This window comes from Photobacterium lucens (assembly GCF_009873615.1).
GTDB classification, from domain to species: Bacteria; Pseudomonadota; Gammaproteobacteria; order Enterobacterales; family Vibrionaceae; genus Photobacterium; species Photobacterium lucens.
Genome location: NZ_SSMG01000379.1, coordinates 1 through 14,237, shown reverse-complemented (window position 1 = coordinate 14,237; position 14,237 = coordinate 1). Strand labels below are relative to the sequence as shown.

17 protein-coding genes are annotated in these 14,237 nt (G+C 40.8%); 14 read left to right on the top strand and 3 right to left on the bottom strand.

Annotated elements, in window-relative coordinates; genetic code table 11:
* Nucleotides 1-111: 111 nt before the first annotated feature.
* Nucleotides 112-921, bottom strand: coding sequence for a flagellar basal body P-ring formation chaperone FlgA (flgA, locus tag E5A76_RS15750; RefSeq protein WP_237459055.1), 810 nt, complete (start codon nucleotides 919-921; stop codon nucleotides 112-114).
* A gap of 93 nt (nucleotides 922-1,014) precedes the next feature.
* Here flgA and flgB point away from each other — a divergent pair, with 93 nt between their 5' ends.
* The 12 genes from flgB (at nucleotide 1,015) to E5A76_RS15690 (ending at nucleotide 10,963) form a co-directional block, all read left to right on the top strand.
* The gene (flgB, locus tag E5A76_RS15745; RefSeq protein ID WP_161119493.1) at nucleotides 1,015-1,377 is read left to right on the top strand and encodes a flagellar basal body rod protein FlgB; all 363 of its coding nucleotides are present in this window, start codon (nucleotides 1,015-1,017) and stop codon (nucleotides 1,375-1,377) included.
* Nucleotides 1,378-1,379: 2 nt separating this feature from the next.
* Nucleotides 1,380-1,814 carry a flagellar basal body rod protein FlgC gene (flgC, locus tag E5A76_RS15740; RefSeq protein ID WP_107184682.1) on the top strand — a complete coding sequence of 145 codons (435 nt, stop codon included), beginning with the start codon at nucleotides 1,380-1,382 and terminating at the stop codon, nucleotides 1,812-1,814.
* Nucleotides 1,814-2,491, top strand: coding sequence for a flagellar hook assembly protein FlgD (gene flgD / locus E5A76_RS15735; protein ID WP_161119492.1), 678 nt, complete (start codon nucleotides 1,814-1,816; stop codon nucleotides 2,489-2,491). Before flgC ends, flgD begins: the two co-directional genes overlap by 1 nt.
* A 71-nt stretch (nucleotides 2,492-2,562) precedes the next feature.
* Entirely contained in the window at nucleotides 2,563-3,759 is a 1,197-nt protein-coding gene (gene flgE / locus E5A76_RS15730) for a flagellar hook protein FlgE (protein ID WP_161119491.1), read from the top strand.
* Nucleotides 3,760-3,771: 12 nt separating this feature from the next.
* Nucleotides 3,772-4,503, top strand: a complete 732-nt coding sequence (gene flgF / locus E5A76_RS15725; protein ID WP_161119490.1) for a flagellar basal-body rod protein FlgF — start codon at nucleotides 3,772-3,774, stop codon at nucleotides 4,501-4,503.
* Nucleotides 4,504-4,539: 36 nt separating this feature from the next.
* On the top strand, nucleotides 4,540-5,325 hold the full coding sequence (gene flgG, locus E5A76_RS15720; protein ID WP_053988750.1) for a flagellar basal-body rod protein FlgG: 786 nt from the start codon (nucleotides 4,540-4,542) through the stop codon (nucleotides 5,323-5,325).
* A 9-nt stretch (nucleotides 5,326-5,334) separates the two neighbouring features.
* Complete coding sequence (gene flgH / locus E5A76_RS15715; RefSeq protein ID WP_008988939.1) at nucleotides 5,335-6,003, top strand: flagellar basal body L-ring protein FlgH; 669 nt, start codon at nucleotides 5,335-5,337, stop codon at nucleotides 6,001-6,003.
* 53 nt (nucleotides 6,004-6,056) lie between these two features.
* Nucleotides 6,057-7,124, top strand: coding sequence for a flagellar basal body P-ring protein FlgI (locus E5A76_RS15710; RefSeq protein WP_237459057.1), 1,068 nt, complete (start codon nucleotides 6,057-6,059; stop codon nucleotides 7,122-7,124).
* A gap of 9 nt (nucleotides 7,125-7,133) precedes the next feature.
* Nucleotides 7,134-7,616, top strand: a complete 483-nt coding sequence (locus E5A76_RS15705) for a rod-binding protein (protein WP_161119488.1) — start codon at nucleotides 7,134-7,136, stop codon at nucleotides 7,614-7,616.
* Between the two features lie 5 nt (nucleotides 7,617-7,621).
* Nucleotides 7,622-8,989 carry a flagellar hook-associated protein FlgK gene (gene flgK / locus E5A76_RS15700; protein ID WP_161119487.1) on the top strand — a complete coding sequence of 456 codons (1,368 nt, stop codon included), beginning with the start codon at nucleotides 7,622-7,624 and terminating at the stop codon, nucleotides 8,987-8,989.
* Nucleotides 8,990-8,999: 10 nt separating this feature from the next.
* Complete coding sequence (gene flgL, locus E5A76_RS15695) at nucleotides 9,000-9,899, top strand: flagellar hook-associated protein FlgL (RefSeq protein ID WP_161119494.1); 900 nt, start codon at nucleotides 9,000-9,002, stop codon at nucleotides 9,897-9,899.
* A 14-nt stretch (nucleotides 9,900-9,913) separates the two neighbouring features.
* Nucleotides 9,914-10,963, top strand: coding sequence for a flagellin (locus E5A76_RS15690; RefSeq protein WP_161119486.1), 1,050 nt, complete (start codon nucleotides 9,914-9,916; stop codon nucleotides 10,961-10,963).
* Nucleotides 10,964-10,975: 12 nt separating this feature from the next.
* Here E5A76_RS15690 and E5A76_RS15685 read toward each other — a convergent pair whose 3' ends face one another.
* Nucleotides 10,976-11,272: an ArsR/SmtB family transcription factor gene (locus E5A76_RS15685; protein WP_008988946.1), complete on the bottom strand. Its 297-nt coding sequence runs from the start codon at nucleotides 11,270-11,272 to the stop codon at nucleotides 10,976-10,978.
* 111 nt (nucleotides 11,273-11,383) lie between these two features.
* Between E5A76_RS15685 and E5A76_RS15680 the strand changes: the two genes are divergently transcribed.
* On the top strand, nucleotides 11,384-12,280 hold the full coding sequence (locus tag E5A76_RS15680) for a permease (protein WP_161119485.1): 897 nt from the start codon (nucleotides 11,384-11,386) through the stop codon (nucleotides 12,278-12,280).
* A gap of 3 nt (nucleotides 12,281-12,283) precedes the next feature.
* On the opposite strand, the gene E5A76_RS15675 is transcribed toward E5A76_RS15680, so the two are convergent.
* Nucleotides 12,284-12,991: an SDR family NAD(P)-dependent oxidoreductase gene (locus E5A76_RS15675; RefSeq protein ID WP_161119484.1), complete on the bottom strand. Its 708-nt coding sequence runs from the start codon at nucleotides 12,989-12,991 to the stop codon at nucleotides 12,284-12,286.
* 505 nt (nucleotides 12,992-13,496) lie between these two features.
* On the opposite strand from E5A76_RS15675, the gene E5A76_RS15670 reads away from it, so the two are divergent.
* The gene (locus tag E5A76_RS15670; protein WP_161119483.1) at nucleotides 13,497-14,099 is read left to right on the top strand and encodes a winged helix-turn-helix domain-containing protein; all 603 of its coding nucleotides are present in this window, start codon (nucleotides 13,497-13,499) and stop codon (nucleotides 14,097-14,099) included.
* Nucleotides 14,100-14,237: the final 138 nt, after the last annotated feature.

Genomic DNA, 14,237 nt, shown 5'->3' with positions numbered 1-14,237 from the left:
TTAACTTTTGATTATTGACAAAAGGAATAGTTATTTATGGAATAAATGCCTTAAAAGACGTCAAAATACTGGTGTTTATTCTTTGTATACAAGTTGGTTTTTTGGCGTATTTTAAAATATTGTTTCCACTTTTCCTTGGGCGAAAACTCTGCCAGAGATCACTTTATGCGAGTTTTTGTTTTGAATTTTTATTTGCTCGTTCAGTTTTCCATGCTCTAAAGCGATACCTTTAGTTGTGGCTTGGAATTCTCCTTTTTTTGCCACAATGAGTACTTCATCTCCCTTATTTATCAAAAAGGGTTTCTTTAATAAGTTTTCAGTGATCAGTTGTCCTTGGCGAACTCTTCTTGTTGTATATGAGCCGATAGTTTGATCTGTTGATGTTATGATGGCTTTCGGTCTTTTTAGTCGTATTGATTGGTGACTGAGCATGTCACTCGTAATCATTTCATTTCGATTTATCTGTGTTTTGGCAACAATTACGGGGAGAGTGAGCTCAACATAAATGGTTGCATTGAACTGCCAGTTCATAGGCGTGCTTTCACACTTAACTTGTCGTTTTAAGCGTCCAATAGGTTGGGCTTGGTTATCTTGGCTCGAAAAGCGTAATGGTGTTGGGCAAGAAGGTAGCGATGAAGCTGCTGTTGGCAGTTTTACCTTAATTTGGCTGGTAACGTTCGACCATTGGTGTCGCTCGCTATAGTTGTCGATTTCTTGCTTTACGGCTTTTTTTAATTGTTGTTCTAACAATTTGGTATCAAGTTTATGCTCTTGTGAGGCGACTTTCTGTGATGCTGAATTCGCCCAGCCTAATGTGGGTAGCAGCAATAACATCATCAATGAAATTACATGTAATATCTGCACAGCTTTTCCTTTCCGTTTGACTTCCTTTAGAGGAAGTTTTCTTTCCGTAATGCTCATAACTTTATGAATAATAATACTTATTATTATGGCATGTATTTTGGATTATCTCTCTTTATTGCAATAGCTATTGTGCTTGCTAAGGAGAGGTAGATGGCAATAAGTTTTGATAGTGCATTGGGGATTCATCCACAAACGCTAGATTTTCGAGTGCAAAGAGCCAAGGTGCTTGCCAGTAATTTAGCAAATGTTGATACCCCTGGGTATCTTGCCAAAGATATTCGTTTTGATGCCATCGCAAATCAGATGGATTTGGGAAAAGTACAAAAGGCCACTTCTCAGCTGGTGGTGTCTGATGGTTATAGCGTGCCATATCAAAATTCCAAGGATGGTAACACGGTCGAACTGAGTGTCGAGCAAGCAAAATTTACCAAGAACAATATGGATTTTCAGAGCAGTTTAACTTTCATTAATATGAAATTCAGAGGCTTGGCTGAAGTAATCAAGGGGCGTTAATCATGGCTTTTACTGATATTTATGCCATTGCTGGCTCTGCAATGAATGCACAAACCATACGTTTAAATACTGTCGCAAGTAACTTAGCGAATGCTGATGCGGTAGCGGCAAATCCTGATGATGCCTATCAAGCGTTGAAGCCTGTTTTTGCGACTGTTTATGGCAAAACACAGTTAACTGGCGATCAAGCTAATTATCCCAGTGCAGAAGTAAGGATCATGGATGTTGTTCAACACGCAGGTGAGGCAGAAAAGCGTTTTGAACCGAGCAATCCACTCGCCAATGAAGAGGGGTATGTTTATTACCCTGATATAGATGTAGTCGCTGAAATGGCAGACATGATGTCAGCTACCCGAAGCTTTGAAACTAACGTTGAAGTGCTTAGTAACGTAAAAAGTATGCAGCAAGGGTTGCTACGTTTAGGGGAGGGTAATTAATGACCATTGCCCAATTTAACGCACTGAGTACAGATGTGCCTGCGATTGAGTCGACCAATATGGCTGTAGCGGGTAACCCAAATAATGCTAACGATGCTAACTCATTAAAAAATGAATTTATCAATTTGATGGTGGCACAGATCCAAAATCAAGATCCTCTCAATCCACTTGATGGGACCGAATATGTTGGTCAGCTAGCTCAATTTTCTCAGGTTGAAAGTACTGAAAATATGGCGAAGTTGATGCAAAACAACATGGTTTTACTGGATAACATGCAAGTTCTGTCAACGGCTGGGTTAGTAGGGCAAACCGTTTATGTTGAAGGTAATGAGGTTGAATTAACGGATGCTAAGCAGCAAGGGCGAATTGAATTAGAACATGCATCGAGTACCGTCTCAATTGTTTTAACTGATCAACTTGGTAACAAGAAAATCATGCCGTTAGGACCTAAAAATAAAGGTGAAGTGGAATTTACGATTGATCCTAACGCGTTGGGTTTAGCTAAAGGGCAATATCAAATCAACGTTGAGGTGGCGAAAGATATACCACAACCCAGTGTTTTGCTGGCAGGGGAAGTATCACAGGTTCGCGTGCCCTCTAATGGCGGTGCCGCGTTGGTCAATGTTGAAGGTATTGGTCGAGTACCGTTTTATCAAATTAGCCAGTTTGGCGAGTAAATCTATTTAAGCTTTCGTTTTGGTTTTCATCGTTAGCGAAAGCAATAGAGGAATGAAGAAAAGAGGATGTTATGAGTTTTGATATTGCATTAAGTGGATTAGACGCAACCAATGTTCAGTTAAATACGATTAGTAATAATATTGCCAATGTTTCTACCTCAGGTTTTAAAGAGTCACGTACTGAATTTTCAGCTGTGTATAATGGTATGCAAGCTGGAGGGGTAGAAGTTGCTGCTATTTCGCAGAATTTTGATAAAACAGGTTCAATTACAGGGACAGGTCGACCGTTAGATCTGGCGATTTCGGGCAGTGGCTTTTTTGTTACTAAAGATCATACTGGGCAAACCTTATATACCCGTTCAGGTGTGTTTGGCTCTGATAAAGATAACAACATTGTTAGTAATAATGGTGCCAAACTTCAAGGTTATACCGTTGATGCGAATAACAATTTACAAGCAGGCGCGGTAGGGAATTTAAAAATCACCACCGCTTCACTACCAGCAAAAGCGACAGATGAGCTAGCTTTTGTGGCTAACTTAGATGCCCGGTCGAGTGTTATTGATCCTGCTATTAATTCTTTCGATCCTAATTCAACGGATAGCTTTAATTCTTCTTATACCTCAAAAGTGTATGACTCTTTAGGTAACCCTCATACCGTCACACAGTATTTCACTAAAACTAATGCTAATGAGTGGCAAGTGAATGTGGTCGTTAATGGCGCGGCTACACCGTCGCAAACCCAAAATGTTGTTTTTAATACCGACGGTACACTGCAATCACCAACGGCTCCTTTTGCTGTAAATTTCAACCCAGCAGGTGCGGATGCGGCGAATATCAATATTGATATAGCTGGGACGACTCAGTTTGGTGCGGATTTTGGCGTGAGCACTAATGCGCCAAATGGCTATACCTCAGGTGAGCTCGCTGGTGTGCGTGTTGAAGATAACGGGATGGTGTTTGCCACTTACACTAATGGTCAATCTCAGTTACAAGGTCAGGTGATGTTGGCTGATTTTGCTAATCCTCAAGGCTTGGTAAAAACCAATGGCACTTCATGGATCCAAAGTTTCAGCTCAGGGGCTCCTGTTAATGGCGCGCCGGGTACGGGTACCTTAGGTGGATTAGTTGCAGGCGCATTAGAAGGCTCGAATGTCGATCTTACTAGCGAATTAGTTAGCCTAATGACAGCTCAGCGTAACTATCAAGCCAATGCCAAAACTATTTCGACGTCAGATAAATTAACGCAATCACTCTTTAACGCGGTGTAGTGAGAGGCTGTTATGGATAGTTTTTTATATACCGCAACCAGTGGCGCAAGCCGTGTAATGAAAGCGCAACATGTACGTTCAAATAACTTATCAAATGCAGATACCGCTGGCTTTCGTGCGGATATGGAGCGGGTACAAAGTATTCCTCTGCAAGGTGCCGGTTTTGATGGTCGCACCATGGTTGTGACTAACTCAGCAGCGACACGTTTTGATGCTGGTGATGTGATCAAAACAGGGCGAGCATTAGATATTGCGATTAACGGTGATGGCTTTTTTACCGTGCAAACCATAGCTGGCAATGAAGCCTATACCCGAGCAGGTAATATTCGAGTCGATGAAGAGGGCATGATGCGCGTTAACGGTTTTCCTTTGATGTCAGAAGGGGAAGCCGTAGTGCTCCCAGAGCATCAAGATGTGGAAATTAGCGATAAAGGTGTAGTGACTGTCGTGCCGCCTGGCGGTGGTGCCAAGCTGGAAGTTGGACAATTGAAGTTAGTCGATCCTGAGTTTACTCAACTACAAAAACACAGTGATGGTCTATTTCATCCCATAAACGATCAAGTGTTTGCGCAAGATCCTACTGTGGCTATAACGGCCGGACATTTAGATGGCAGTAATGTTTCTGCGATTAATGAGCTTGTTAGCGTGATGTCGCTGACTCGCAATTTTGAAATGCAAGTGCGGATGATGAAAACCGCAGAAACGTTAGCACAAGCAGGTACACGGTTAATGAATCCTCGCTAATGGCGTTGGTACTGATTAGTTACAAGGAGAGTCGTCATGCATTCAGCACTTTGGGTTAGTAAAACAGGAATGGCAGCACAAGATACCAAAATGACTGCGATTTCTAACAATTTAGCTAATGTGAATACAGTAGGTTTCAAACGTGATCGGGTTGTTTTTGAAGATCTGTTTTATAGCATTCAACGTCAACCAGGCGCGCAAGTTGATCAGTTAAATCAACTTCCTAGCGGTGTGCAACTTGGCAGTGGTGTTCGAGTTGTTGGGACACAAAAAGTGTTTACGCAAGGTAATTCACAAAATACCCAACAGCAACTGGATCTAGCTGTTATGGGATCGGGTTTTTTCCAAATTGAAAACTCTGATGGTCAAGTTATGTATAGCCGTAATGGGCAGTTCCACGTTAATTCAGAAGGCTTAATGGTGAACGGACAAGGGTTACCATTACAGCCTCAAATCCAAATTCCAGAAGAAGCCAATAGTATCTCTATCGGTGTCGACGGCATTGTTACAGCCACTTTAGCAGGGGATCCTGAGCCGCAAGAATTAGGTCAAATCACCTTAGCTAAGTTTATTAACCCTGCGGGTTTAGAAGCCATTGGTGGCAACCTTTATAAAGAAACACAAGCCAGTGGACAGGCACAAGAGATCATCGCAGGCACTGATGGCGCAGGCAGTTTGAAACAAGGGGCATTAGAAGGCTCAAACGTACAGGTGGTGGAAGAAATGGTCGATATGATCACCACCCAACGGGCTTATGAAATGAATGCCAAAGTCGTCTCTGCTGCTGATGATATGCTGAAATTTGTCGCTCAAGCCGTGTAAGGAGTGAGGATGAATCCGCTTTTACTATTGCTATGTATTCTTTTTCTAATATCAGGTTGTGCGGTACGTGAAGAGTTTATTCCACCTGAACCTAATGATGCTGCTTTTGCGCCGCCCGATCTTGATTACAGCTTACCTGAAGCCAAGCATGGCAGCTTGTATCGTCATAATTACTCGATGACCTTGTTTCAAGATCGTCGTGCCTACCGTGTTGGTGATGTGCTGACTGTATTACTTAATGAGCAAACTCAATCGAGTAAAAAAGCCAATACCAAATTTGGTAAATCATCATCTATTGATTTTGCAGTGCCAACATTAGGTAACAAAGCTTTTGATGATTTATCTGCTAGTGTCAGCGGCGATCGTGGTTTTGATGGTGCAGCTGCCAGTACTCAAGGTAATAAACTGCAAGGGGCAATTACTGTTACTGTTCATAAGGTATTACCTAATGGCGTGCTAATGATCCGCGGTGAAAAGTGGATTCGACTAAACCAAGGGGATGAATACATACGCTTAACGGGCGTGGTTCGGGTTGATGATGTGAATCGTCATAATCAAGTTTCATCACAGCGAATTGGCGACGCAAGGATCACCTATTCAGGACGAGGGGCACTGGCTGATAGCAATGCTGCAGGCTGGTTAACACAATTTTTCACTAGCCCATGGATGCCATTCTAATGAAAAAAATTGTTTATTTAATCCTGTCTTTTTTGTGTGTGACGTTTGGTTGGATGCCGCTTAACGTTAGTGCGAAAACAGCAGTACCTATGATGGATTTAGTGGATGTGCAAGGCATACGCTCAAATCAGCTGGTGGGTTATGGCTTAGTGGTTGGTCTCGATGGTTCTGGTGATCGTAATCAAGTGAAATTTACTAGCCAGTCAATTACCAATATGTTGCGTCAATTTGGGGTACAAATTGGCGATAGGATCGATCCAAAGCTTAAAAATGTCGCTTCAGTGAGTGTTACTGCTACCGTTGAAGCGATGGCAGGACCCGGTCAAGAGCTCAATGTTGTGGTTTCATCTATTGGTGATGCAAAAAGCCTACGTGGCGGTACTTTATTACTGACGCCACTTAGAGGTATTGATGGTGAGGTTTATGCTGTTGCACAGGGAAATGTGGTTGTCGGAGGGGTAAAAGCAGAAGGACAAAGTGGTTCAAAAATCACCGTCAATACTCCAACGACAGGGCGTATTCCTAACGGTGCTACGTTAGAGCGAGAAATACCGACAGACTTTAATAACAACAGCATAGTAACCCTGAATTTACGCCAACCAAGTTTTACTACCGCAAAGAATATTGCTCGTGCAATCAATACTACGTTTGGGCCTAAGGTCGCGACAGCGGTAAGTAAAGGGCGAGTGGAAATGCGTGCGCCGCAAGACTTACAACAACGGGTGACGTTTATGTCGATGTTGGAAGATTTAAAAGTAATGACGGGGCGAAAAGCGGCACGAGTCGTATTTAATGCACGAACAGGAACTGTGGTGGTTGGCAAAAATGTTCGTGTGAGTGAAGCGGCGGTGAGCCACGGCAACCTTACTGTGACGATTTCAGAAAGCCAACAAATCAGCCAGCCTAATGCCTTTAGTCAAGGCACTACAGAGCGTGTCAACAACTCCACTGTTGATATCAACCAAGATGAGGCGCAAATGTACATTTGGCCTGAAGGAACTGAGCTTAATACTATCGTTAATGCCGTGAACAGCTTAGGTGCGTCACCTGATGATTTAATGTCTATTTTACAGGCATTACATGAAGCGGGCGCATTGAATGCAGAGCTGGTAGTGATTTAGGAGGCTTTAATGAATAGCGAAACCAATATCACGACGCTCGGCAAGAATAATGTGCTGTATCACGACAATAATGGCTTGCAGCAAATTAAGCATTCGATCTCCGATCAACAAGGGCTAGAGGTGGTTGCAGGGCAATTTGAAGCGATGTTTTTGCAAATGGTGTTACGTCAAATGCGCAGCAGCAGTGATGTGTTAGCGGATGAAGACAATCCGTTTTCGAGTAAACAGCAGAGCGTGTATCGAGATTTTTACGATGGCCAGTTAGCAATTGAAATGGCAAAACAGCAACAAACAGGGATCAGTGAAATGCTAGTGAAGCAGTTAAGCTCTGAACGCCCATTTAATAATGCTGATAATCCTGTCGCCTTAACTCATCAAGCGCGATCATCACATGAAAAACAGCCAGTGATTAAGCATGACACGGCTCATTCTATTGCTATGAGTAATAGCGCTGCTTTTCAACAATCACTGCAATATTACAAGGAGCGTTAACGGCTATGAATATGATCAATATTGGCTTAAGTGGTTTAAATGCCAATAAAACCGCCCTTGATGTCACTGCCCATAATGTTGCTAATGTCAACACCGTCGGTTATAGCCGACAACAAGCGATGATGAGTGCGTTAGCGGGACGTGAACTTTTCAGCGCTGGCAGTGGGGTTGAAGTTGATAGCATTCGTCGTGTATCGGATCAATTCATTGTAAAACAAATGTGGGCGGCAACCAGTCAACAAGCAGCAAGCAATGCGAATTTAGCGAATATGACGATGCTCGAAAGCCTATTAGGTGGCGAGGGTTTTAATATTAGTGCTGGCTTAGACTCGTTATTTTCAGCATTAAATGACGCGACGCTTAAACCGGAATCTACCCCTAATCGCCAGCAAATTATTAATGAAGCTAAAGCGTTATCTCGTCGTTTTAATACCTTGTCTGAATCTTTACATGGTCAAGGTAACCGTATCAGTGATAAGGCGACGGCATCTATTGAGCATGCTAACAGCTTAATGAACAACATTGCTGATATAAACCATCGCGTTGTTGAGACACAAGCGACCGGTGGTAATCCTTCTCAGCTTATTGATGAGCGAGACGTATTAATCAAACAGCTTTCTGAAGTGGTAGAGATCAGTTCAACGCAACAACCTAATGGTAGTTTGCAAGTCACGTTAGCATCAGGGCAACCATTGATATTAGGCAGTGATGCTGCACAACTTAAAGCGACACCAATAGTGAATGAACCTTTTATTCAGAATATTGAAATCGACTTTGCCGGGCAAATTTTTGTGGTCACTGGTGAGCTTGGTGGTCAACTTGGTGCTTACGATGATTACCTTAAAAACACCTTAAAACCCACTCAGCAAGCGCTTAATGAAATGGCAGAAAATTTAGCTTCAGAATTTAATCAAGTACTGGCTGGTGGTTTTGATTTAAATGGTGATCCTGGGCAAGCATTGTTTTCATTTGATCCTAATTTACCAGCGTCCAGCCTTGATATTACAGCGATCACACCAGCAGAGCTTGCACTGTCGTCAGATGGGACGCCGGGCAACAGTGATACTCTGCAAGCCTTGATTAATTTGTCGACAAAACCAATGGCGATCACTGGGTTAGGTAATGTCAGCTTGAATGATGCATTTGCTTCTATGGTGGGTAAAACGGCTATTGAAACACGACAAGCTGCAGTTGATCAAAAAGCGGCGGAAACCTTGTTTAGCCAAGCCAACGCAGCACGAGATAATTTAAGTGCGGTTAACAGTGATGAAGAAGCGGCAAACCTGATGACATTTACCAATGCTTATCAAGCCAATATGAAAGTGATCAGCACAGCTAATGAGTTGTTCGATTCAGTATTACGATTACTGTAAGGGATGAATGATGAGAGTCAGTGATACGCAATTTAGTCAGCTAATGTTAACTAGCCTATCAAAAAATAACCAAGGCTTAGGTGAAGTGTTAGCGCAGATGTCGACAGGTCAGCGATTACTAAAATTGTCTGACAACCCAATTGATTCCATCAACTTATTGAATCTCGAACGTGAAAATAGCGCGATAAATCAGTATCAAGACAATATCAACAATGTGAAAACAGCGCTATCGTCGCAAGAAGTTCATTTAATGGCTGCAAGTGATACGTTAAAGGATATGCGAGATACGTTATTGTTAGCGTCAAATGGTGCCATATCAGATGCTGATAGAGAAAGTTATGCCAATAAATTAGTCAGTTTACGTGATGCATTAATATCTTCTTTTAACGTTCAAGATGAAGAAGGTAATTATCACTTTTCTGGCACGCAAAGTGATGTTCCTGCGATCACACCGCAGCCTGCTGGTGGTTATATTTTTGAAGGCAACAGTGATAAACGTGTGGTGACGGTAGCAAAGGGCGTGACGATGGAAGCCAATTTTGCTTCACAAGAAATGCTCGATCTTGGTGGTAATAATATTTTAAATCAGATTGACGCAGCGATAACCGAGTTACAAGCCCCAACAGCAAATCTCAATAACACCTTACAAGCAACGTTAAACACTCTAGATATAACACATGATAACGTTTTAGCTGCAGTAACCGATATCGGTGGGCGTCATAATAATTTAGATTTAATGGAAACCAGCCATGGTGATAATAAGCTATTTGTTGAAGCGGTAACCAATGATCTAGAAGCGTTGGATTATGGTGAAGCGTCGGTACGTTTAAATAATTATATGGCGGCATTACAAGCAACACAGGCGAGCTACATGAAAATTAACGATTTATCATTGTTTAATCGTTTGTAAGGTAGTGCAGTATTATGGTGACCAGTACAGCGGAAGTTAGAACCCAGAATATTCATTTTACCAACGCCAACAAGCAGTCGGTGGTAACGCCTGCTGTGGCAGGTAAGGTTGATGCTAAAAATGCCTCGACTTCGCCGTTAAAGCAATTGAGTTATCAACCCGATGGATATTCAGTTTCTAAAACACTACTTGCGAAAGGGCAGCAACAAGCAACATCAGTACAAATTGCACAACAGGCGTTAGGTGCGGTAGGGCGAGAATTACAAGCAATAAAAAAGGTATTAAGTGCAGAGCTGATTGCCCATCGTGCTATTGACCCATCTTCTCAAACCAATGCTAATCGCCATTTGGATTCGATTAAAAACATACTTAATCAAGCCAAAAGTGATGGTCTACGTGTCATTGATGCCGAGCTAAAGGTGAATATTGATAGGCCAATAACACGGACATTTTCAGTACCCGGTTTGAATGTCCTGCGTCAGCGAGAGCACAGTGAGCTGATTAAATTAAGCTTTCAACAGTTAGGAACGGTTGTTGTGAATATGGATGCGAAACTAAGTGATAAAGCGTTAGTATCGCAGATAGATCGCCATGTGATCCCTTTTGGTCTTCGCGCATCAGTGCAAGATAATGGTGATATTACATTTCGTGCCAATGAACATGATTACCAAAGTCTTGAAGGTAAAGTACAGGTTGTTGGTCAGGGGCATAGATACCCAGCGGGACAGGCAAATACGTTAACGATTAAGCCTGAACCGGAAGGGATTGAAGATGGGCAGCTTAGCTTAAATAACCGCGAGCAAATCCGCGATACATTAGTAAAAGTGAATCAGCATTTACGGCAAGTGCAACAAAGTCTCGATGATATAAAAGCTTACCAAACGACATTGGCTAAACAAATGGCAGCAGCAAAAGCTAACACTGCTGTGAGTGATATCAAGCAAGTGGAAGATAAGCTTAGCCAGTTGTCAGGTACGGGTAATCAACAGTTTAGCGCAACTTATCGAACCTTAGCGGCACAAGCGAACGTTCACCGTCATACTGTTGTTGCTTTACTAAAATAATAGTCGCCTTTTCTATTGCTGATTTTCATCGGCACAGCATTCATCTTGTAAATATGCGATCACTGAATCTAATTTCTGGTATTCCGCCACGCAAAACAAGGTTCGTCCTTCTCTACGCTGTGAAATCAATCCTGCGGATGCTAGTCCTGAAATATGGTGAGAGAGAGTAGAGCCGGGAATCGCCAGTTTTTCTTGTAAACCACCCACAGCAATACCTTGATGACCTGCTCTTATCACCGATTTGTAAATCATTAATCGTGTCGGATGACCTAATTCTTTCAATGCTTTAGCGATAATTTCTGTATTCATCTTACGTCTCGTACTGAATTTATATTTCGATAATACTAGAAATATCTTGATCGTTCCAATCGGTTAATCTATATTTCGATTATTCTAGAAATATAGATTAAAGGTTTTGTGATGTTAAAAGATACTTTAGAGATGTTTCTCTTTTTAGCTACTGAGCTAACACTACTGTTTTTATTGATTAGCTTTTTAGTGGGAGTGTTGCAAAGCTATATTCCACCGAAAAAGATCCAGCAGATACTGAGTGGCAAACAAGGGAGAGGTTATATCGTGGCTGGCCTGTTAGGCGCGATTACGCCTTTTTGTTCTTGCTCTACTATTCCATTTTTAAAAGGATTGCTCAGAGCAAAAGCAGGCTTTGGCACCATGATGGTGTTTTTGTTTGCAAGCCCGTTACTTAATCCAATCATTATCGGTTTATTTATTGCTACTTTTGGCATTAAAGTCGCGGTGTTTTATTTTGTAATGGCGATGGGCGTTTCTGTCATTGCGGGTGTGGTGTTAGAAAAGCTTAATTTTGAGCGTTTTGTAAAGCCAGAAGCCTATATTGAGCCTGAACCATCATGTTGTGCGAAGAGTTGTAGCGGTACTAAGGTTGAAACCAATAAATGGAAAAAAATCTGGGATACCACTTGGAAAGACTTTAAAAAAGTTCTGCCGTATTTAATTGGCGGTATTGCGATTGGCTCTGTGATTTACGGTTTTATGCCAACGGAATTTGTTGCCAAAGTAGCCAATGAAAATAACCCATTTGCGATTCCGGTAGCGGCTATTATTGGTATCCCGCTATACATTCGTGCTGAAGCGGTGATCCCATTAAGTGCGGCATTAGCTGCAAAAGGAATGGGACTAGGTGCGGTAATGGCATTAATCATTGGTAGTGCAGGAGCAAGTTTAACTGAAGTTATCTTGCTGAAATCAATATTTAAAACGCCAATGATCATTGCTTTTGTTACTGTTGTTTTAACCATGGCGATGAGTGCAGGTTATATATATGGTTGGATATTTTAATGTTCACCATGGAATTTCAGTACCATCGTAGCTAAAGAACTTACCATTATCTTCTAAGCTCAGTCGTTGCAGTAAGTGAATTAATGCTGCAGCGACTTGTTCTGGCGGTTGTAAATTACCTTCAGGTACATTTCGCTGAAAAGGCTTTGATAAGTGGGTATCAGTTGTTCCGGGATGAAACGCTATAACACAGGTATTAAAGGCTTTATTTTTCCATTCAATGCTAATGGTTTTCAAAGCCATATTTAATGCCGCTTTTGAACTTCGGTAACTTATCCACCCACCTAAATGATTGTCTTCAATACTGCCAATTTTTGCCGAAACAGTCACAAAGTAATTCAATGTTTTTGATTTTAATTTAGGAGATAAGTACTTAGCGAGGAGCAGAGTAGGCAATACGTTCGTTGCGATATTTTGATTGAAAAAATCACTATCAAATTGAGTAATGGTTTTTTCTGGCATCTTATCGCCACTGTGTAAAATGCCAACCGTATTGATCACTATATCAAGCTGGTCAAATGTTTCTAATAACTTAGCCACATCAGAATCTTTGCTGACATCAGCACGATGCCAAGTGAGCTGAGGGTGTTCAATAGTTGGTTGGTTGCTGCGGTATGTCGCATGGATATGATTAACCGCGCCTTGGCCTAGATATGCGTTTATTAAAGCTGAACCAATGCCACCTGTGCCCCCTAAGATTAAAATGTGCATAGATTAATTCCCTCTACATTTAAGTTGTATCACATAAACTGACACTTATATGTAAATGTATTAGCTGTAATTGATTCGTGTGCTGAATGGTAATTATAGTTTTTATGCTATGATTTAGGGCACTTTATTGTCGGTATAATCTTTGTGTTTTTTATATGGGGAGTGAACGTTACATTGCGATATTTGAAAGTGTATAAGTCACTTACATTTGTGAATTTTTATATTTTATATTGCTTTTAAGTGTATGATTTATTGGTTTTTATTTTTTTTATCGTGCCTTTTAAGTGAAAGTGTGATTATTTAGAAAATGTAACTATTAAATTATTGTTATTACGTATAAATTTGCACACAGATTGTTCGTTATTCAACTCTTTTACCTTGTGGGTATTTGGGTTTATTTTAGTTAAAAGGGTTAAATATTAATTAGAGCTGTACAAGTTATTATTTCCATATGGTATGCTATAAAACCATAAATCGGTCTTGCTATATGAGTTAAAAACAAGCAATGAGTAAAGAAACCTTGATCATTCTCGGTGACTATTTATGGGATATTGAAGAACAATCACTTAGTTACATCTCTACTGATCAAAGTATTACATCTGAAGTTAAAAGATTAACAAATAAGCAACAATTATTGCTTTGCCAATTATATGATGCTTATCCACATTGCTTGACAAAAGAACAGCTCATAACGGCAATTTGGAATAGTAATATATCACCAGAGAGTTTGCCTCAGCTTATTAATCGAACACGTAAAACGCTTAATGATAAAGATAAAGATATTATAAAATATCGTTCAAACGTGGGATATTCTTTAACCATTAAGCAGGCTGATTACTTTCAAATGAAAGAAAGACAAGTAGTGGCGGATAGCTTTTTTGCATCTTTATTTAAGCGTTTTTGTCTTTTAGGGGTAGCAGTTTTGACTGGTTTTAATATTTATAACTTTTACGATGCTTATACAGATAAAGAAGAATATATAAATTTAAGATTTTATAAACCTTATCCAAGAATTGAAAAAACAGATGAACCTGATGAGCTTATGTTAAAAGTTGGAAGCAATGAATGTATCTATGAAAGAGAAAATAAAACACTTATTTGCCAGTAGGTTTGCGCTGACAATTGTGTTCTTTGTCTTTTTAAATACTATTATCATAGTTTTGACTTACCATCAGACATCAACTTGGATAGGGCATACGCGTTTACCTGATCGCACATACACAACGCATTTAGTGCAATATAGAAA

What these genes read in the sequence shown, in the direction of transcription:
- flgA (WP_237459055.1), bottom strand. Translation starts at nt 921, where the DNA reads ATGAGCATTACGGAAAGAAAACTTCCTCTAAAGGAAGTCAAACGGAAA.
- flgB (WP_161119493.1), top strand. Translation starts at nt 1,015, where the DNA reads ATGGCAATAAGTTTTGATAGTGCATTGGGGATTCATCCACAAACGCTA.
- flgC (WP_107184682.1), top strand. Translation starts at nt 1,380, where the DNA reads ATGGCTTTTACTGATATTTATGCCATTGCTGGCTCTGCAATGAATGCA.
- flgD (WP_161119492.1), top strand. Translation starts at nt 1,814, where the DNA reads ATGACCATTGCCCAATTTAACGCACTGAGTACAGATGTGCCTGCGATT.
- flgE (WP_161119491.1), top strand. Translation starts at nt 2,563, where the DNA reads ATGAGTTTTGATATTGCATTAAGTGGATTAGACGCAACCAATGTTCAG.
- flgF (WP_161119490.1), top strand. Translation starts at nt 3,772, where the DNA reads ATGGATAGTTTTTTATATACCGCAACCAGTGGCGCAAGCCGTGTAATG.
- flgG (WP_053988750.1), top strand. Translation starts at nt 4,540, where the DNA reads ATGCATTCAGCACTTTGGGTTAGTAAAACAGGAATGGCAGCACAAGAT.
- flgH (WP_008988939.1), top strand. Translation starts at nt 5,335, where the DNA reads ATGAATCCGCTTTTACTATTGCTATGTATTCTTTTTCTAATATCAGGT.
- E5A76_RS15710 (WP_237459057.1), top strand. Translation starts at nt 6,057, where the DNA reads ATGCCGCTTAACGTTAGTGCGAAAACAGCAGTACCTATGATGGATTTA.
- E5A76_RS15705 (WP_161119488.1), top strand. Translation starts at nt 7,134, where the DNA reads ATGAATAGCGAAACCAATATCACGACGCTCGGCAAGAATAATGTGCTG.
- flgK (WP_161119487.1), top strand. Translation starts at nt 7,622, where the DNA reads ATGAATATGATCAATATTGGCTTAAGTGGTTTAAATGCCAATAAAACC.
- flgL (WP_161119494.1), top strand. Translation starts at nt 9,000, where the DNA reads ATGAGAGTCAGTGATACGCAATTTAGTCAGCTAATGTTAACTAGCCTA.
- E5A76_RS15690 (WP_161119486.1), top strand. Translation starts at nt 9,914, where the DNA reads ATGGTGACCAGTACAGCGGAAGTTAGAACCCAGAATATTCATTTTACC.
- E5A76_RS15685 (WP_008988946.1), bottom strand. Translation starts at nt 11,272, where the DNA reads ATGAATACAGAAATTATCGCTAAAGCATTGAAAGAATTAGGTCATCCG.
- E5A76_RS15680 (WP_161119485.1), top strand. Translation starts at nt 11,384, where the DNA reads ATGTTAAAAGATACTTTAGAGATGTTTCTCTTTTTAGCTACTGAGCTA.
- E5A76_RS15675 (WP_161119484.1), bottom strand. Translation starts at nt 12,991, where the DNA reads ATGCACATTTTAATCTTAGGGGGCACAGGTGGCATTGGTTCAGCTTTA.
- E5A76_RS15670 (WP_161119483.1), top strand. Translation starts at nt 13,497, where the DNA reads ATGAGTAAAGAAACCTTGATCATTCTCGGTGACTATTTATGGGATATT.